This is a genomic window from Klebsiella michiganensis, assembly GCA_000963575.1.
Classification (GTDB): Bacteria; Pseudomonadota; Gammaproteobacteria; order Enterobacterales; family Enterobacteriaceae; genus Cedecea; species Cedecea michiganensis_A.
Genome location: CP011077.1, coordinates 2,112,542 through 2,130,876 on the forward strand (window position 1 = coordinate 2,112,542; position 18,335 = coordinate 2,130,876).

Annotated in this window: 17 protein-coding genes; 8 read left to right on the forward strand and 9 right to left on the reverse strand. The window is 54.8% G+C overall.

The genetic code is table 11. The features are described from left to right. Positions 1 to 68 precede the first annotated feature (68 nt). From VW41_09985 to VW41_09995, 3 genes are all read left to right on the forward strand, one after another. Positions 69 to 971: a LysR family transcriptional regulator gene (locus VW41_09985; GenBank protein ID AJZ89340.1), complete on the forward strand. Its 903-nt coding sequence runs from the start codon at positions 69 to 71 to the stop codon at positions 969 to 971. A 102-nt stretch (positions 972 to 1,073) separates the two neighbouring features. After that, positions 1,074 to 1,556 carry a glutathione peroxidase gene (locus VW41_09990; protein AJZ89341.1) on the forward strand — a complete coding sequence of 161 codons (483 nt, stop codon included), beginning with the start codon at positions 1,074 to 1,076 and terminating at the stop codon, positions 1,554 to 1,556. Positions 1,557 to 1,693: 137 nt separating this feature from the next. Beyond that, positions 1,694 to 2,656 (forward strand): 3-phosphoglycerate dehydrogenase, encoded by a 963-nt coding sequence (locus tag VW41_09995; GenBank protein ID AJZ89342.1) that lies wholly within the window; start codon positions 1,694 to 1,696, stop codon positions 2,654 to 2,656. A gap of 92 nt (positions 2,657 to 2,748) precedes the next feature. Here VW41_09995 and VW41_10000 read toward each other — a convergent pair whose 3' ends face one another. From VW41_10000 to VW41_10035, 8 genes are all read right to left on the reverse strand, one after another. Next, positions 2,749 to 3,144, reverse strand: coding sequence for a hypothetical protein (locus VW41_10000; protein ID AJZ89343.1), 396 nt, complete (start codon positions 3,142 to 3,144; stop codon positions 2,749 to 2,751). A 48-nt stretch (positions 3,145 to 3,192) separates the two neighbouring features. Next, positions 3,193 to 3,702 carry a hypothetical protein gene (locus VW41_10005; protein AJZ91920.1) on the reverse strand — a complete coding sequence of 170 codons (510 nt, stop codon included), beginning with the start codon at positions 3,700 to 3,702 and terminating at the stop codon, positions 3,193 to 3,195. Between the two features lie 95 nt (positions 3,703 to 3,797). Next, positions 3,798 to 4,220 carry a hypothetical protein gene (locus VW41_10010; GenBank protein AJZ91921.1) on the reverse strand — a complete coding sequence of 141 codons (423 nt, stop codon included), beginning with the start codon at positions 4,218 to 4,220 and terminating at the stop codon, positions 3,798 to 3,800. Positions 4,221 to 5,038: 818 nt separating this feature from the next. Then, entirely contained in the window at positions 5,039 to 6,070 is a 1,032-nt protein-coding gene (locus VW41_10015) for a 5-methyltetrahydropteroyltriglutamate--homocysteine methyltransferase (protein ID AJZ89344.1), read from the reverse strand. 25 nt (positions 6,071 to 6,095) lie between these two features. Next, on the reverse strand, positions 6,096 to 7,073 hold the full coding sequence (locus VW41_10020) for a hypothetical protein (protein AJZ89345.1): 978 nt from the start codon (positions 7,071 to 7,073) through the stop codon (positions 6,096 to 6,098). Positions 7,074 to 7,316: 243 nt separating this feature from the next. After that, the gene (locus VW41_10025; GenBank protein AJZ89346.1) at positions 7,317 to 10,385 is read right to left on the reverse strand and encodes a multidrug transporter; all 3,069 of its coding nucleotides are present in this window, start codon (positions 10,383 to 10,385) and stop codon (positions 7,317 to 7,319) included. Then, positions 10,385 to 11,497, reverse strand: coding sequence for a hemolysin secretion protein D (locus VW41_10030; GenBank protein AJZ89347.1), 1,113 nt, complete (start codon positions 11,495 to 11,497; stop codon positions 10,385 to 10,387). Before VW41_10030 ends, VW41_10025 begins: the two co-directional genes overlap by 1 nt. A gap of 78 nt (positions 11,498 to 11,575) precedes the next feature. Next, complete coding sequence (locus tag VW41_10035; GenBank protein AJZ89348.1) at positions 11,576 to 12,193, reverse strand: AcrR family transcriptional regulator; 618 nt, start codon at positions 12,191 to 12,193, stop codon at positions 11,576 to 11,578. A 119-nt stretch (positions 12,194 to 12,312) separates the two neighbouring features. On the opposite strand from VW41_10035, the gene VW41_10040 reads away from it, so the two are divergent. Together VW41_10040 and VW41_10045 are read left to right on the forward strand one after the other, a co-directional pair. Further along, a complete protein-coding gene (locus tag VW41_10040) occupies positions 12,313 to 12,720 on the forward strand; it encodes a MerR family transcriptional regulator (protein AJZ91922.1) in 408 nt (135 codons plus the stop codon). Between the two features lie 58 nt (positions 12,721 to 12,778). Beyond that, entirely contained in the window at positions 12,779 to 14,038 is a 1,260-nt protein-coding gene (locus VW41_10045) for a 2,4-dienoyl-CoA reductase (GenBank protein ID AJZ89349.1), read from the forward strand. Here the strand turns inward: VW41_10045 and VW41_10050 are convergent. Continuing rightward, positions 14,016 to 14,894, reverse strand: a complete 879-nt coding sequence (locus VW41_10050) for a transcriptional regulator (protein ID AJZ89350.1) — start codon at positions 14,892 to 14,894, stop codon at positions 14,016 to 14,018. The two genes, VW41_10045 and VW41_10050, sit on opposite strands and share 23 nt — an antisense overlap. Positions 14,895 to 15,001: 107 nt before the next feature. On the opposite strand from VW41_10050, the gene VW41_10055 reads away from it, so the two are divergent. From VW41_10055 to VW41_10065, 3 genes are read left to right on the forward strand one after another with little or no spacing between them, the layout of a single operon-like run. Continuing rightward, complete coding sequence (locus VW41_10055; protein ID AJZ89351.1) at positions 15,002 to 15,781, forward strand: alpha-acetolactate decarboxylase; 780 nt, start codon at positions 15,002 to 15,004, stop codon at positions 15,779 to 15,781. Positions 15,782 to 15,804: 23 nt separating this feature from the next. After that, the gene (locus tag VW41_10060; GenBank protein AJZ89352.1) at positions 15,805 to 17,484 is read left to right on the forward strand and encodes an acetolactate synthase; all 1,680 of its coding nucleotides are present in this window, start codon (positions 15,805 to 15,807) and stop codon (positions 17,482 to 17,484) included. 19 nt (positions 17,485 to 17,503) lie between these two features. Then, the gene (locus tag VW41_10065) at positions 17,504 to 18,274 is read left to right on the forward strand and encodes an acetoin reductase (GenBank protein AJZ89353.1); all 771 of its coding nucleotides are present in this window, start codon (positions 17,504 to 17,506) and stop codon (positions 18,272 to 18,274) included. The last annotated feature ends 61 nt before the right edge of the window (positions 18,275 to 18,335 follow it).

Below are 18,335 nucleotides of genomic sequence, written 5' to 3' on the forward strand. Positions count from 1 at the left end.
ATATTATTTCATCGCTCAGTGATATTTAGTCATTAATCGTTCATTCCCCGTCCGGTTCCTGGAGGCGTATGCGTAGAAAAATTCCCAGCAGTACATCCCTGCAGGCTTTTGAGGCGGCAGCCCGGCACGGTAACTTTGCCCGGGCAGCCGAGGAGCTTTCGCTGACGGAAGGGGCTATTAGCCGCCAGATTGCACGCCTTGAATCTTTACTGGGCTGTCGATTATTTGACCGGACAGGGAGCCGCGTAAAACTCAACCCTGTCGGGGGGCGTTATGCCTCTCATGTTCGCGAAACGCTTGAGCGAATTGAAAGAGATATTCAGTACATAATGGGTATGCCCAGGGACAGCAGGAGCCTGGATATTGCCGCGTTGCCGACATTTTCGAGCCGATGGCTTATCCCCCGGCTGAGCCGTTTTACCGCCTTACATCCGGACATCACGTTAAATATTGCCGCCAGAACCGATCCTTTTGTTTTGAGCGGAAGCGGTTTTGATGCCGTAGTGCATTTTGAGCATGCCGCGTGGGCCGGGATGCGCGTGCAGTTCCTCTTTGAGGAAAAACTGGTTCCCGTCTGCCACCCGGCTTTGTTAACAGGCCATAAGGGAAAGGGACAGTTGAGTGATTTACCAAGGATTCACCGACGATTGAACCCGGACGCATGGCATCACTATGCCCGGGAAACGGGAATAAGCCTTGATAATCTGGCGCAGGGCGCCCGCTACGATCTTCATGAAATGGCAATTGCTGCCGCATTGGCCGGGCAGGGCGTTGCCCTGGTGCCGCGCATGTACGTTGCACAAGAACTCGACAACGGAAGGCTGGTCGCCCCCTGGCCGGAATCAGACTTGTTGAGTAAAAAATTCTGTTTAGTTAAACCGGTAGAAACGGGAATCAACGACTCCGCATTAAGAGATTTTGAACACTGGCTGCTGGCCGAAATAAATACGCCAACAGGGACATTCATCTAAGGTTATTCACGTCACCTATGATGTTCTGTCCATAACGTTTGGCCTGAATGAAAAGATCCTATATACGGTGTGGCAATGTCGACAAGCTCTAAGGACTCCAACATGAACTCCTTTCATCAACTGACGGCCACCAGCCTGACTGGCCAGCAGATTTCTATGTCTGATTACGCTGGCAAGCTGGTTCTGGTTGTGAACACCGCCAGCCAGTGTGGCTTTACGCCGCAGTACGCGGGCCTTGAGGCGCTCTATAAGAAGTACGCCGCGCAGGGGCTGGTGGTGCTTGGTTTCCCCTGCAACCAGTTTGGTAAGCAGGAACCCGGTGACGCCGAGGAAATCGCGCGGACCTGCCATATTAACTACGGCGTGAGCTTCCCGATGTTCGCGAAAGTCGAGGTCAACGGAGCCGCATCGCATCCGGTGTTTCGTTATCTGAAACATCAACTGCCAGGCGTGATGGGGGGCCGAGTCAAGTGGAACTTCACAAAGTTCCTGATTGGCCGGGACGGAAAACCGCTGAAGCGTTTTGCGCCGTTCACTACCCCGGAAAAAATGGAGGCCGCAATCGTGGCTGCACTTAAAATTTGACAGTATCCGTCACTGGAAAAATGAGGTTGGGCGTTGCCCTGGTGTCGCGGATGTACGTTGCACCATAGCCCGGCCACGGAAGGTTTGTCGGCCGCAGGCCGGAACCAGCCTGTAGCGTAATACCATAAAGGTGAATAATGACTATTCAGGTTTTAATTCCAGACGATTATCAGCTTGCCACTCAGGCACTCACTTTTCTCCACAACCATGATAAGTTCCGCTGTACTTCGCTTGGGGATTTAACGAAAAGCGCTCAGGCAGACGAGGCGCTTTTGAATGCTCAGGCATTAATCCTTATTCGTGAAAGAACCTTGGTTGATGAGGCATTTTTACGCCGGGCACCGCATCTAAAGCTGATCAGCCAAACGGGTAAATTAGCAAGAAATGTTGATATTAAAGCCTGTACTCGGGCAGGTGTTGCGCTAGTCGAAGGCGTGGGTTCTCCGGTGGCTCCGGCAGAATTAACCTGGTTATTAATTATGGCCTCGAGACGTAAACTGGTTTCCTCAGTGAATGCGATGAGGGAAGGGCGATGGCAAACGGAAATAGGATCTGCGGTCAGTAAACAGGTCATTGGTATTCTTGGGTTCGGCAAGATAGGTAAACGCATTGCAAGTTATGCGCAGGCATTTGATATGCAGGTTCAGGTTTGGGGAAGTGACCGGGCTAAGGAGGAGGCGCGGTCTGCCGGGTTGCTGGTGCCGGATAACCGTGAACAGTTTTTTGCTACATCCGATATTGTCACCGTGCACCAGCGCTTAGTGGCGCAAACAGAGGGTAACATTACCTTTGCCGATCTGTCAGCGATGAAGGCCGATGCCTTGTTCGTGAATACCAGCCGTGCGGAACTGGTTGCGGAAGGGGCACTTTACGAAGCGCTAAAACTGGGTTGTCCTGGCTATGCCGCGCTGGATGTTTACGAGGATGAACCCGTCTATAACCCAACTAACCCTTATTTAAGTATGCCGAATGTATTGTGTACTCCCCATCTTGGCTATGTAGAGCAGGCCAGTTACGATTTATATTTCAAAGTGGCATTTGATAATGTAATTCGGTATTTCGAAGGGGATAGGTCGCAGGTGATAAATTTATCCTTTTGATAATAAGTAACGTTCAAAAGAGATAACGTTAGATGTCACCGGAGTGCAGGCTAATTTGCACTCCTCGCTGTGAATAATGTGGTACCCAGGGGTTAAACGTGAAGATGAGATTTTATTTCATTTTTCTCTCTGGTTGCCCACGCTGTTTTTATTGAAAGCATCAAGTAAAACCGCTTTCTAAAATACGCCGTCCTGAACTCTTCATCAGGCGAGGCGTGTGTAGCAGCGTAACTTGAAGCTAACGCATTGACGCTGCAACTAGTAAACCAATAAAGAATTTCGTCATCACTTGGCGTTACCTTTCGTGCGATCTCAATACCTCGCTCGTTCACCACAAAATAATATTCCTGGTCATGAATCTCCAGGTAAGGTGTCGCGAAATAGTCAGGCTTATCGGGAATAATAAAGGAATGGTTTGGCCTGACGCCGCCTCCGAGTTGCTCGCCAATAGCCAGAAGCTCAGCTCTCAGCGTTTCGATAGTTTTCATTGCGCGCTGTTCCACATGTCGGTTATCCCTCACCCCAGGCTGGGTTTTTTAGTTTTTTATTAATACACCAGTGTTCAATGAAAGTTTGAAGTCTACCCATCCCCCAGGAGGATCCCATTCCCCCTGGGCAGAAATGATATCGCCATCAATATTATCTATCACTACGCCATCAATAGCGCACATCCTGGACTGCCAGAGAATACCTTTAGTAAGGTTGAGCAAAAAAACGTAGCAGTAAGTTGCGACCAGAAAGTTCTCGCTAAGCTCAGTGCTGGCCGGGTTAGGGATGGAGTAAATATGCCCGACATAGTCACCAAGTCGTATGCTTTTGACCTGTTTTGAAGATATTTCAACGAGATGTACATGTTGGCCTGACAGGATTGCCACGTATTCATCATTACTTAGCATGTCACAAAAGCAGCTGTCCGTAATATAGCCGTCTTTATCTACCTCAACATAAACGTTGATCAATAAAACAGGGGCGTCATGCTCACAGACTAACACCTTCGTTCTTAAGTGATGGGATTGTGGATTTGGGTCCGCATCTATATTCGAAATGGAATGGTGAACATAACCATCATCGTTAGATGTGTCTAAGAAATGAGCGCTGTATCGCACAGTAAATGACTCCATCTGAAAGAGAAAGGTAATGCCTAAGAAAATGTTGCCTGCATCTCTGGTTGAGATTTAGCCCATTCGATAACCTCGTCTGAGGGCACTGTTTTTCCAGAACAGAAATCGACGAGATAACCCCCGGATAATTTTGTCAGGCAGCTTGCAGCTGCGAGTGCAGCAACGGCTTCAGAGGCAGGCGCCCCGGCACAAAATGTGATATCGACGTTAAGGGGCCTGGATAAGTTCAGTTCATTGAGCACCTCGCTATCCAGGTCGCTGGCGTAATATTCGAAGCCAGAGATGGCGCCGTTAACTGAACAGGGCAGGAATCCACCGAAAGTGAGTAAGGCGATATCACTGTCAAGCACACAGGGAAACCCCTGCTGTAATATCTCTTCTTTCCACTCTTCAGGCGTCGGTAGGTTGTGCGTGTGTAAATAAACACCGAAATCACGAGACATATTCAACTTGCCCTGATTTGAAATTAGGTTTTCGACGAAAAACAGGAGCGTGCCGAACCGCAGATAACGAAAGCGATGATGATGCTGAACAACCAGGGAATCTTTGAACCATAAAAGAAGCGATTGCCAATATCGATTCCCAGAGTAAAACAAGCAAATATCGTAGCACCTGAGTACCAGGCTCGGATCAAGCCTTTTTATTGAGCATCTTATAACTTCTCGAAATTCGAATACCAGGATGCTACTGCTGTCGCGGGTAAAAAATCAATAACAAAAAGCCTAGGAATATTGGTAGTTATCAAACGCTATGCGCCATTATGTTCGGCTCAACATGAAATACTGTGCCGGACTCAACTCAAAATAGCGTCCAGTAACTGCGTTTTCATTTTGGCTTCAAGGGGCAAAATGTCAGCTGTAGCAGTGTTGAGTCTCTGGAATGGATCCTGGCCAAGGCGAGCCTGCAGAGACTCAATGCTGTCCCATTTTGCAAGAATAACGCCATCATTACGGGGAATTCGCCTGCCTGACGCAAGAAATGCCCCCTCTGCGTAACCGTTCTTCAGCCACTCAACATGCGCAGGAATTTGAGCGTCAACTTCCTCTCAGAGTTTTATATAAGTCAGAACAACAACGTAAATGATGCTCATCATAAGATCCTGAGGTAAGAAACTGCGGGTCTGTGGGGCAGGAAGAAATGTACAGCCGAATGAAAGCAATAACCCGGCTGGCTGTTGCGGACGGTGAGAGTAGCAGCTATCGATCGGAGGAATAAAACCTGGCGATCTCTCAACCGCCAGGCTGACTACATAAACTTCTGGTTATTTACCCAGAATCTCTCTGCGAACGATTTCTGCCCCGGCGCTTAACGCGTGCAGTTTGCCTCTGGCCACATGGCGCGGCAGCGGAGCCATACCGCAGTTGGTGGAAGGGTAGAGATTTTCGGCATCAACGAACTGCAGCGCTTTGCGCAGCGTGTTGGCGACTTCTTCCGGGGTTTCAATGGCGTGGTTGGCCACGTCGATGGCGCCCACCATCACTTTTTTGCCGCGAATCAGCTCGAGCAGGTCCATTGGAACGTGGGAGTTGTGGCACTCCAGCGAGATGATGTCGATGTTCGAGGTCTGCAGCTTTGGAAACGCTTCTTCGTACTGGCGCCATTCGGAGCCGAGGGTTTTCTTCCAGTCGGTGTTGGCTTTGATGCCGTAGCCGTAGCAGATATGCACGGCGGTTTCGCACTTCAGGCCTTCGATGGCGCGTTCCAGCGTGGCGATGCCCCATTCGTTAACTTCGTCGAAGAACACGTTGAAGGCTGGCTCATCGAACTGAATGATGTCCACGCCGGCCGCTTCCAGCTCTTTCGCCTCCTGGTTCAGAATTTTGGCGAATTCCCAGGCCAGTTTTTCGCGGCTTTTGTAGTGGTTGTCATACAGCGTGTCGATCATGGTCATTGGGCCAGGCAGCGCCCATTTGATCGGCTGTTTGGTCAGCTTGCGCAGATACTTCGCGTCTTCCACAAACACTGGCTTCTGACGAGCCACCGCACCGACCACGGTCGGGACGCTGGCGTCGTAGCGGTTACGGATGCGCACGGTTTCGCGTTTCTCGAAATCCACGCCGTCCAGGTGTTCGATAAAGGTGGTCACGAAGTGCTGACGAGTCTGCTCGCCGTCGCTGACGATGTCGATATCGGCCAGCTGTTGTTCGTGCAGCGACAGGCGCAGGGCGTCCTGTTTACCCTCAATGAGTTCCTGATCCTGCAGTTTCCACGGCGACCACAGCGTTTCAGGCTGGGCCAGCCAGGACGGTTTAGGCAGGCTGCCGGCAGTGGACGTAGGCAATAATCTTTTCATGTCGAATAACCTTGTATTTGGTGTCTCAAAGAGGGTAGTTAGCAGACCACTGCTCTAAAATTGTTTGGTACGGTTTGATGAAGTGCTCTTCAGTAAACTTCCCTTGTTCGATGGCCAACCGGCTGCGTTCTTCACGATCGTAAACAATTTGAGTAAATGAATGATCCTGGTGGTTCAGGCTTGGCTGGAAGCACAGCCCGGCCGGAGAGTTCGCGTTGTAAATCTCCGGGCGATAGATCTTCTGGAACGTTTCCATGGTGCTGATGGTGCTGATAAGCTCGAGGTTCGAGTAGTCATTCACCAGGTCGCCCGTGTGGTAGAACGCAAAAGGCGCCACGCTGTTTGGCGGCATGAAGTAGCGAGCCTTCAGCCCCATTTTGTTGAAGTAGAGATCGGTCAGGGAAGATGAATCCTGCTCATATTCAATGCCGAGCACCGGGTGGCGATTCCCGGTCTGGCGGTAAACGTTTTTGCTGGAGACGCTCAGGCAAATCACCGGCGCTTTGTTGAAGTTTTCTTTGTAGGTGTCTGACCCAACAAAGTGTCTGAACAAGTTCCCGTGCAGGTCACCGTAGTTTTCCGGGATGGTGAATTTTTCACGATCCTGGTTGTACTCTGGCAGCAGAACGCTGAAATCATAGTCGCGGACGTAGGAGGAGAAGTTGTTCCCGACGATGCCTTCGATGCGCTGGCCGGTTTTCTTATCCAGCACGTGAGTTTTTAAGATCTCAATCGCCGGGAAGGTGTTGCCCTTGCCTTCGACATCCAGCTCAACGGAAATAATTTCAAGTTCAACGCCGTAGCGGTCGGAGGTTGGGTTGTCCCAGTTCGCCAGAGAGTTGAAGCGGTTATCAATCATGATCAAAGCGTTACGCAGGTTCTCCTGACGCTTCTCGCCGCGGGCCAGGTTAGCAAAATTGGTTGTGATGCGCGTATTCCCTGATGGGTTGTAATTCTCATCAAAAACAATGCTCTTAAGAGTAAAAGTAAACGCTTTAGTCATGGTAATCCGGCACCTTAATTCTGTTTTTTGCCTGTATCTACTGCTTGATTTCTCACAGATAACCTTTGGTTGGCTGTGGTTTTACCTGTCAGTAATCTTCACATTGCATGTCGTTAACAATATTGCATCTTTTATGCCTGAGTCACAGTTTTAGTAAAAGTGATTTAATTTCATTAGAACATGAGCGGTGTTCATGATTTGGAATATGGCCCGGAGAGATGTCCTCCGGGCCTGCTGAGTCGGTTAGTTATCGACCTTTGGGGGGCGGATTTTGAACCAGATCGCATACATCGCGGGCAGGAACAGCAGCGTCATAAAGGTGCCGCCAAAAGTCCCGCCGATGAGCGTGTAAGCCAGCGCCCCCCAGAACACCGAGTGGGTCAAGGGAATAAACGCCAGAATTGCCGCCAGCGCGGTGAGCAATACCGGGCGCGAACGCTGGATTGTCGCCTCAACCACGGCATCAAAAGGCGTCAGTCCGGCCTGCTCGTTATGCTTTATCTGGCCGATGAGGATCAGCGTGTTGCGCATCAAAATCCCCGAAAGCGCAATCAACCCCACCAGGGCGTTGATGCCGAAGGGCTGGTTGAAAATGAGCAGCGTTGGCACCACGCCGATAAGCCCCAACGGGCTGGTGGCGAACACCATCAGCATGGCTGAGATCGACCGAACCTGAAGAATAATCACCAGCAGCGTCAGCGCGATCATGATCGGGAAAAGCGGGGCCATTGCCGCCGTGGCCTTGCCGGATTCTTCAATGGCGCCCGCTTCTTCGATGCGGTACCCCGCCGGAAGCTCTACCACAATAGGTTGAATTTGTTTCACGATAGCCGTCGACACATCCGGCGGCTGAAGGCCATCGGCGACATCGCCACGCACGGTAATGGTTGGCGTCCTGTCACGGCGTCGGAGCACCGGGTCTTCCATCACCACCTCAACCTTCCCGATCTGCGAAAGCGGCACTTTTTGCCCGTTTGCGCCGATGAGCGTGAGCGCCGCGAGCTTTGCCGGGTCGGCCCGCACGCTGCCTCGGGCTCGGCCGGTAACCTGCACGGAGCGGATATCTTCTCGTACTTCGGTCAACGGCGCGCCGGAAAGCAGAAACTGTAATTGCTGCGAGACGGAAGAGGTGGTTAAGCCAACGGCGTTAAGCCTGTCCTGGTTCAGGGTGAAGTGCAGCGTGGGAACCCGGGAGCCCCAGTCGATGTTTACGGTGCGCATCAGCCCACTTTGATTCATCACTTTTTCAACCCGCGATGAAATCGTTCTGAGCACGTCCGGGTCTGGCCCCATCACACGAAACGCCACCGGGTAGGGCGTATAAGGCCCAAAGACCAGTTGGGTGACACGAACTTGTGCTTCCGGTGCCAGGCCGTTGCTGATGGCCTGCCGCAGCCGCAGTTTCAACGCTTCTCGCGCATCGGGATCGGGCGTGAGGATCACGATTTTTGCAAACGAAGGGTCGGGCAGCTCAGGCGCCATGGCCAGGTAGAAACGCGGCGCGCCCTGGCCAATGTAGGAGGTCACGATTTTGGACTCTTTCTGGCCGCTGAGCCATTTCTCGATGCGCTCGGTGGTGCGGGTCGTTTGCTCGATAGAAGTCCCGTAAGGCAGTTGAACTTCCACCAGCACTTCCGGGCGGTCGGAGATGGGGAAGAACTGCTTTTTCACCACGGCCATTCCGGCGATGGCCAGCACAAACAGGCCGACGACCGATCCGGCGGTCAGCCACTTGCGGGCGATGACTTTTTTCAGCAGCGCCCGGAAGCGGGTGTAGTTTTTGCTGGTGTACAGGGCGTGTTCCGCCAGCGCGGCCTGGTGCATATCCGGGAGCAATTTCACGCCGAGATAGGGCGTGAACACCACGGCCACCAGCCAGGACGCTATCAGCGCGATGCCGACAATCCAGAACATGTTGCTGGTGTATTCCCCGGCGGTGGAGTGGGCGAAGCCGTTCGGCATAAAGCCGATGGCGGTCACCAGCGTGCCCGCCAGCATGGGGGCGGCGGTGTGGCTCCAGGCGTAGGCGGAGGCTTTCACGCGGCTGTAGCCTTCCTCCATTTTCACCACCATCATTTCAATGGCGATGATGGCGTCATCCACCAGCAGGCCCAGCGCCAGAATGAGCGAGCCTAACGTTATCCTGTCGAAGTTTTTATCGGTGGCGGCCATGACGATAAACACCACCGCCAGCGTTAGCGGCACGGCGGCGGCAACCACGATGCCTACCCGCCAGCCCATGCTGACAAAACAGACCACCATCACTACCAGCAGGGCGACAAAAAACTTCACCATAAACTCATCCACGGCGGAGCTGATGTTCACCGACTGATCGCTGACTTTACTGAAGCTCATGCCGAGAGGCATCGTCTCATTGATTTTTCGGGTTTCCCGATCCAGGGCTTTGCCCAAATCAAGCCCGTTCCAGCCGTCGCGCATGACCACGCCGAGCAGCAGAGCCGGTTCGCCGTTGTTTCTGACGAGAAATGTCGCCGGGTCTTCATACCCGCGTTCGACGTCAGCTACGTCGGACAGTTTCAGCGTTTTCCCCTGGGCCACAATGGGGGTATCGCGGATTTTTGAGAGCTCCCCCAGCGCGCCATCCACGCGGATGAACACCTGCGGGCCAGCGGTCTCGATAGAACCCGCTGGCGTGAGCAGGTTCTGGTTGCTCAGCGCCTGAAAAATATCCAGCGGGGAGACGCCGAGCGTGGCGAGCCTGTCGTGAGAGAACGAAACAAAAATGCGCTCCGCCTGCTCGCCGATAATATTCACTTTCTTCACGCCGAGAACGTGCAGCAATTGCTGGCGCAGGTTTTCCGCATCCCGCACCAGCAGACGCTGCGGCTCACCTTTTGCTTTCAGGGCAAACAGCGCGAAGGTCACGTCAGAAAATTCATCATTCACCAGCGGGCCAATCACCCCATCCGGCAGATTTTTGGCCTCATCGCTGATTTTTTTCCTCGCCTGGTAAAACTCTGCCGGCACGTTGGCAGGCAGCGTGCTGTCTTTTAGGGAGACTACGCTGTAGGCAAGGCCTGGACGGGTATAGGTTTCGGTGCGGTCATAGTCGTCCAGCTCCTGCATTCTCTTTTCCAGCGGCTCGGCCACCAGATCCTGCATTTGCTGGGCGGTCGCCCCCGGCCAGGCGGTGATCACGGTCAGCTGTTTCACCGTAAAAGGCGGGTCTTCGGCGCGGCCCAGTTTAAAAAAAGCGATGATCCCGGCCAGCGTGATGAGCAGGATCAGGAACAGGGTTACCGATTTTTCCCGCACCGCGAGGGCGGAAAGGTTAAAGCGAGAGTCGCGCATTACGGTGCCCCCGCCAGGTCAGTGGTGCCCTGTGCGAGCGGCCTGACTTCTTCGCCTTCGTGTAGCAGGTGCGCGCCGAGGGCGACAATGCTGGCGTGACTGTCGAGATGGGTGGCAACAACGGCGGATTCGTCCGTGATGCGGCGGATACTCACCGCTTGCCAGCTGACTTTGGCCGGTTTGCCGCTCACCACCCAAACGCCGGTGCCTTTATCTTTCCCGGCATCATACAGCGAGGCCAGAGGCACAATCACGCTTTGTGAGGGAGAACCTGCGTCCGGGATGGCGACCGTGACCGTGCTGCCAAGAGGGGCCTGGGAAAGCGCGCCCGCCAGCACAAACTTCGCTTCAAATGTGCGGGTTTGTGGGTCGGCGGCATCGGAGAGCTGACGCAAGGTCGCGGCCACGGGGGCGCCATCTGAACCGTAAAGATGAGCCTGGGCTACGGTGCCTAACGCCGGACGCAGCGTTTCCGGCAGGTCGACAACGGCTTCACGCTGGCCCGCCCGGGCCAGGCGAATTACCGCTTGCCCGGCGGCAACAACCTGACCAGGCTCGGCCAGGGTGTCCATGATCACGCCGTCAGAATCTGCCGTCAGTACCGCATAGTTCATGGCGTTTTTGGCCACATTGGCCTGCGCAATAGCGGCCTGCAGATCTGCTCTGGCGCTGTCGGCCTGGGCCTTGATTTGATCGTATTGCGAGGCAGAAATAGCGCCGGTCCCGACAATGCTTCTGTAGCGAGCCTCATCGGCGGCGGCCTGTTTAGCGCGGGCTTTGGCGGCGGCCACGGCCTGATCCTGCGCTTTAGCCTGCAGGCTTAGGTCCTGAGGATCCAGCCGGAGCAGGGGCTGGCCGTTTTTTACCGTCTGGCCTTTGTCCACCAGGCGTTCAAGGATTTTTCCCGGGACGCGAAAACCGAGATCGCTTTGGATTCGGGAGGCGACAATGCCGGTAAAAGCCCGGGCGTCATCGTTGGCGGGCTGAACCGCGACAACGCGAACCAGCGGAGGCTGAGTACGCGGATCATCAGGCTGAGATGAGTCACCACAGGCGGTGAGCGCCGAGCACAGCAGCGCCACAGCGGCCGGAAAAGGCTGAAGACGAAACATACGTTCCCTTATAAACGCAGAGCAGGAACGCTGATAATTATTCAAGTGACCAATTTAGTCAATGGTCACAAAATGCGATCAGGGCATTAAACTTTTGAGGATAAGCGCCGGCAAAAGCTGTTCGGCCTGCTTAGCCAACTCGAGGTTGTATTGCAGCTGGACCGGGCTGATAAAAGGCAGCATGACGAGGAAAACGGCGTTCACGGTGTCATCCATTGGGCTGCGGCGTTCAAATTCGCCGGACTGGCGTCCTTCATGAATGATGGCGGTAAGCACTTCCCGCAGCTGCAGCTTGTAGCGTTCGGCCGAGGGCCAGTTCTCCAGGCAAGAGACAATGGCGATGTCGTGCAGTTTACGGTCATAGAAGAACAGATCGCTCCCGGCGGCGATTAGGGCGCTGAACATCGCCCGCAGTTTAGCCGACGCGCCGGAGGCGTCAGTCACCGATTGACTGACGATTTCCATCATCATTGTCAGGCGGTTGTCGCAGATAACTTCGCCGATTTCCTGCTTGGATTTAAAGAACTTGTAGATATAAGCCTTGGAGTAACCGATGGCTTTGGCGAGATCGGATACCGTTGTTTTTTCAAACCCGTAGTGGCCGAAGAACTCGGTAGCCGCCTCGATGATCTGTTCCCTGACGCTGTGTTCCGCAGGCCCTCTGGTTTCCCCGCCCTGGACATGAGTTTCAGACATACTTTCTCCCTGTGTTCGGATTTGTGAATGGTGACTATTGTAGCATTAGGTCACTTCGAGTGGCGTGTTATAAGCTTTAAAACAGCGGGCAGGGCATAACTGAGTGGGGAGTAATGTTTATGAATATCGGTGAACTCGCCCGAATGACCGGGCTGAATGCTTCGCGGATCCGTTTTTACGAGCGAGTAGGCCTGCTGAAAGCCGTAAAGCGGCAGTCCAATGGTTACCGGCACTATTCTGCGGGATCCGTATTGATACTGAACCTTATCGTAACCGCGCAGAAAGCGGGTTTTTCTCTGGATGAACTACGGGCGCTGATGCCTGATGAGCGGGTGAAATGGGATCACGCCCGGCTGTTGGACACGCTGCGCCGCAAAGTTACCGAGATTGAAGTGCTTGAATCCCAGCTGGCGCAGAACAAGGCACAGTTGAACGCGTTGCTGGCGGAGATTACAAACAAACCGGACGATCTCGACTGCGCGGCAAACGCCAGACGAGTACTGACGAACATCCCCAAAATCGATTGACCTTAAACTTAACTTTAAGCTTAGGGTTTGGGTTTGTTATCTCTGCAGGTAAAAATCCATGAAAGTTTTTGACGAGTTAGTTTTGCCCAATGGCACACGCGTAGTTAACCGCCTGGCTAAGGCGGCGATGGAAGAGAATATGGCGGATGCGGATCACGCTCCTTCCCGGTCTCTGGTTCAGCTTTACCACTCCTGGGCCGAAGGTGGGGCGGGACTGATTATTACCGGCAATGTGATGATTGACCGCCGGGCAATGACCGGGCCTGGCGGCGTGGTGCTGGAAGATGATGCGCAACTGGAGAAATTCCGCGATTGGGCGAGGGTGAGCCGCGCAAAGGGAGCCCAGGTATGGATGCAAATCAATCATCCGGGTCGCCAGATGCCGGCGGGGTTGGGGCAAAAAACCTGGGCACCTTCAGCGGTTGCGCTCGACCTCGGTAACATGTCCCGTCACTTTGCTATGCCGCAGGCAATGGACGAACAAATGATCGATGAGGTCATTACACGCTTCGCCACGACGGCGAATCTGGCAGAGCAGGCGGGCTTCTCCGGCGTGGAGATCCATGCCGCCCACGGTTACCTGCTGAGCCAGTTTCTTTCTCCCCTGTCGAACCAGAGAACGGATCGTTGGGGCGGGACGCTTGAGAACCGGGCTCGTCTGTTAGTTGCCGTGGTTAGCGCCGTGCGCGCCGTGGTTTCCCCTCGGTTTGCCGTGGCCGTAAAGCTCAATTCTGCGGATTTTCAGCGGGGAGGATTCAGCGCCGGGGATGCAAAAGAGGTGGTGCGGTTATTGGGGGAACTGGCGGTGGATATGGTCGAGCTTTCCAGCGGCAGCTATGAAGCGCCAGCCATGCAGGGAGAAACCCGTGACGGACGAACGCTGGCGCGTGAAGCCTACTTCCTTGAGTTTGCCCGGGATATTCAAGAGATGGCCCGAATGCCGCTCATGGTGACGGGGGGAGTCCGCCGCCTTGCCGTGGCGCAAATGGTGGTTGAAAGCGGCGTGGCGATGGTGGGAATGGCTACCGCGCTGGCGCTTAACCCGGCGCTGCCACGCGAGTGGCTCCAGGGCGGTCATTCAGAGCCGCGGCTTCCCTCCGTAAGGTGGAAAAATAAGGCCCTGGCCGCGCTGGCTAATATGGCTTTGGTGAAATATCAGCTACGCAGAATCGGCGATAATAAACGGCCCAATGCCGGCATTGCTCCGCTGTGGGCGCTGCTGGTGCAGCAGGCCGGGACTCTGCTAAGCGCCAGAAAGTATCGCCGGTGGATACAAGCAGCCGGCGATAATCGCCTTAGTGGCCGAACAGCTGGATAAAGCGTTTCACCGACGGGGAGCGTTCAAACTGACGCCAGGCCAGCGCAATGTCCGTTTTCACCTGGTCACCGCGAATCGCGTGAAATGTAACGTTCGGGCAGGCGATACAGGTCATGGATTGTGGTACTAAGGCAAAACCGAAGCCTGCCGAGACCATACTTAATGAGGACGAGATTTGTGAAGCCTGGCAGGCGCTTTTCACATCGATGCCCGCTCGCAGGCAGGCGTTATACATCAGTTCATAAAGCCCTGGGGCCACTTCTTCAGGGAACAACACCGGCGGTACATCGGCCAGCGCCTGCAGGGCCAGTTCATTTTCCCCTGAAAGGGGATGATCCTTATGCAGGGCAATCATCATCGGCTCTTCGTCAATCAGCTTGAGAGTAAACCGCTTGCTGCTTTCGCAGGGCAGACGGACGAAAGCCACATCCAGCAATCCTTCATCCAGCTCCTGCATCAGGCCCGCCATATTGGTTTCCCGCTGGCGCAGCTCGATAGCCGGGTAGTGCGCCTGAAACTGGCGCAGCAGAGAAAAAATCTTTGGATTAAAGGCGTTTGAACTGGTTATGCCGAGCGACAGCTTGCCGTTAATACCGCGGGCGATACCGCGGGCTTTCTCCAGCGCGGCGTCACTGTGGGCCAGAATTTGGCAGGCATCCTGATAAAACGCTTCTCCCGCATCCGTCAGTTCCACCCCTCGTGTTAAGCGGTGCAGAAGGGGCGTGCCCACTTCACGCTCCAGGCGCTGAATTTGTTGGCTAAGAGGGGGCTGCGAAATACCCAGCAGTTCGGCTGCTCTGGTGAAGTTGTGCGTCTGGGCGACGGCGACAAAATAGCGGAGATAGCGAAGTTCCATATCAAAAACGTCTCAAACCTGAGGGACTTTTATATTGGAACTGTGAACTGGATCACGTCAACATTTAATTAAAGTTTCTTAACCTTCAGCCAGAGAGGGCAGACGCCATGAGCGATCTAACTCTATGTTCCTGCGAAGAAAGCCTGTCAGAGATGGTAGAGGCTTTTGCCGTAGCCAATAAAGAAAACATGATATATCAGACTTCATTGATGAGCGCACTGCTGAGCGGCGTCTATGAAGGAGAAACCACCATGGCCGACCTGCTGAAGCACGGTGACTTTGGCTTGGGCACATTTAACGAGCTGGACGGCGAGATGATTGCCTTCAACAGCAACGTTTATCAATTACGCTCGGACGGCAGCGCCAGAGCGGCCAGCCCGCAGCAGAAAACGCCGTTTGCGGTGATGACCTGGTTTAAGCCGCAATACCGCCTGCGCATCGACAGCACCACCAGCCGCCAGAAGTTGCATGAGATTATCGACGCCAAAATTCCCTCCGATAACCTGTTTTGTGCCCTGCGCATCGACGGCCATTTCCGCCACGCCCATACCCGCACGGTTCCGCGCCAGAAGCCGCCATACCGCGCCATGACCGACGTGCTGGACGACCAGCCGGTGTTTCGCTTTAACGGCCGTGAGGGCGTGCTGGTGGGGTTCCGTACCCCCCAGCATATGCAGGGCATTAACGTGGCGGGCTATCACGAACACTTTATTACCGATGATCGCCAGGGTGGCGGGCATCTGCTCGATTATCAGCTGGAGCAGGGCGTGCTGACCTTCGGCGAGATCCACAAGCTAATGATCGACCTTCCGGCAGACAGCGCATTTCTTAACGCCAACCTGCACCCCGAAAATCTCGACGCCGCTATCCGCGCGGTTGAAAACTAGCGTTCCCTGAGGAGATGTGAGCCATGAATAATAAAAAACCTTTGCGTCAGTGGGCGCACGGCGCTGACATGGTGGTGAGCCAGCTTGAAGCGCAGGGCGTGAAGCACGTCTTTGGGATCCCTGGGGCGAAAATCGATAAGGTCTTCGACTCCCTGAACGATTCGCCGATTGAACTTATTCCGGTTCGCCACGAAGCCAATGCCGCCTTTATGGCTGCGGCAGTGGGGCGCATCACCGGGAAAGCGGGCGTGGCGCTGGTCACCTCCGGCCCCGGCTGTTCGAATCTGATAACCGGTATGGCCACCGCCAACAGCGAAGGCGACCCGGTTGTGGCGCTGGGCGGGGCGGTAAAGCGCTCGGATAAAGCCAAACTGGTACACCAAAGCATGGACACCGTGGCAATGTTTAGCCCGGTGACGAAATACTCGGTAGAAGTCCCTTCATCGGATGCCATTGCTGAGGTGGTTTCAAACGCTTTCCGCGCCGCCGAACATGGCCGCCCCGGTAGCGCCTTTGTCAGCCTGCCGCAGGACATCAGCGACGGCCCGGCAACCGGGAATATTTTACCTGCCAACGGTTCGGTTAAAGCCGGTGCCGCCCCGGATGCCGCCATTGAGGAAGTGGCGAAGTTAATCGCCCAGGCGAAAAATCCTGTTTTCCTGCTCGGATTGATGGCCAGCCAGGCGGAAAACAGCGCCGCGCTATTCCATGTGCTGGAAAAAAGCCATATCCCGGTCACCAGCACCTATCAGGCCGCTGGGGCGGTGAATCAGCAGCACTTTGCTCGTTTTGCCGGGCGCGTGGGGCTGTTTAACAACCAGGCCGGTGACCGCCTGTTGCAGCTTGCGGACCTGGTTGTCTGCATCGGCTACAGCCCGGTGGAGTACGAGCCGGCGATGTGGAATACCGGCGATGCCACGCTGGTGCATATCGACGTGCTGCCCGCCTATGAAGAACGTAACTACGTGCCGGACGTCGAGCTGGTGGGCGATATTGCCAGCACGCTGGACAAGCTCACTGCCCGGATTGAAAAGCCGCTGATCCTAAGCCCGCGTGCGTCCGAAATCCTTGTGGACAGGCAGCATCAGCGTGAGCTGTTGAGCCGCCGGGGCGCACAGCTGAACCAGTTTGCACTGCACCCGCTGCGTATCGTCCGGGCGATGCAGGACATCGTGAACGACGACGTAACCCTCACCGTTGATATGGGCAGTTTTCATATCTGGATTGCCCGTTACCTTTACAGCTTCCGCGCACGTCAATTGATGATTTCCAACGGCCAGCAAACCATGGGCGTAGCGCTGCCGTGGGCAATTGGCGCCTGGCTGGTGAACCCGGGGCGTAAAGTGGTTTCCGTTTCCGGTGACGGCGGGTTTCTGCAGTCCAGCATGGAGCTGGAAACGGCGGTACGCCTCGGCGCTAACGTGCTGCACATCATTTGGGTGGATAACGCCTACAACATGGTGGCGATTCAGGAAGAGAAAAAATACCAGCGCCTGTCCGGCGTTAACTTTGGGCCGGTGGACTTCAAGGCTTACGCGGACGCCTTCGGTGCCAGAGGGTTCGCCGTGGAAAGTGCGGAAGCGCTGGAACCGACTTTACGCGCCGCCATGGACGTTAATGGCCCGGCGGTGGTCGCTATTCCGGTTGATTACAGCGACAACCATCTGTTGATGAGTCAGCTGCATCTCAGCCAAATTCTTTAAACTACAGAAGGATATTGTGATGAAAAAAGTAGCACTGGTTACCGGTGCCGGTCAGGGGATCGGTAAAGCAATCGCGCTGCGTCTGGCTAAAGACGGTTTTGCCGTCGCCGTGGCCGACTATAACGCCAAAACCGCAAAAGAAGTGGCGGACGAAATTAACCGCAACGGCGGCCGCGCGCTGGAAGTGACCGCGGACGTCTCCGACCGCGATCAGGTGTTTGCCGCCGTTGAGGCTGCCCGCAAAGGATTGGGCGGTTTTGATGTCATCGTTAATAACGCGGGCGTCGCCCCGTCCACGCCAATTGAGGACATCACCCCGGAAATCGTCGACAAGGTCTACAACATCAACGTTAAAGGGGTGATTTGGGGCATACAGGCAGCGGTTAAAGCCTTTAAAGCCGAAGGCCACGGCGGGAAAATCATCAACGCCTGCTCCCAGGCCGGCCACGTAGGTAACCCGGAGCTGGCGGTTTATAGCTCCAGCAAGTTTGCCGTTCGCGGCCTGACCCAAACCGCCGCACGCGATCTGGCCCCGCTGGGTATCACCGTGAACGGTTACTGCCCGGGGATCGTGAAAACCCCGATGTGGGCCGAAATCGACCGCCAGGTGTCCGAAGCCGCAGGCAAACCGCTGGGCTATGGCACCGCCGAGTTCGCCAAACGCATCACCCTGGGCCGTCTTTCCGAGCCGGAAGATGTGGCCGCCTGTGTGTCTTACCTGGCAAGCGCGGACTCCGACTATATGACCGGCCAGTCGCTGCTTATCGACGGTGGGATGGTCTTTAATTAAAAGCGCGTTTTAATGTGGAGTACCTTTTGGCCCGGCGGATAACCGTTGGGCCTTTTTTATT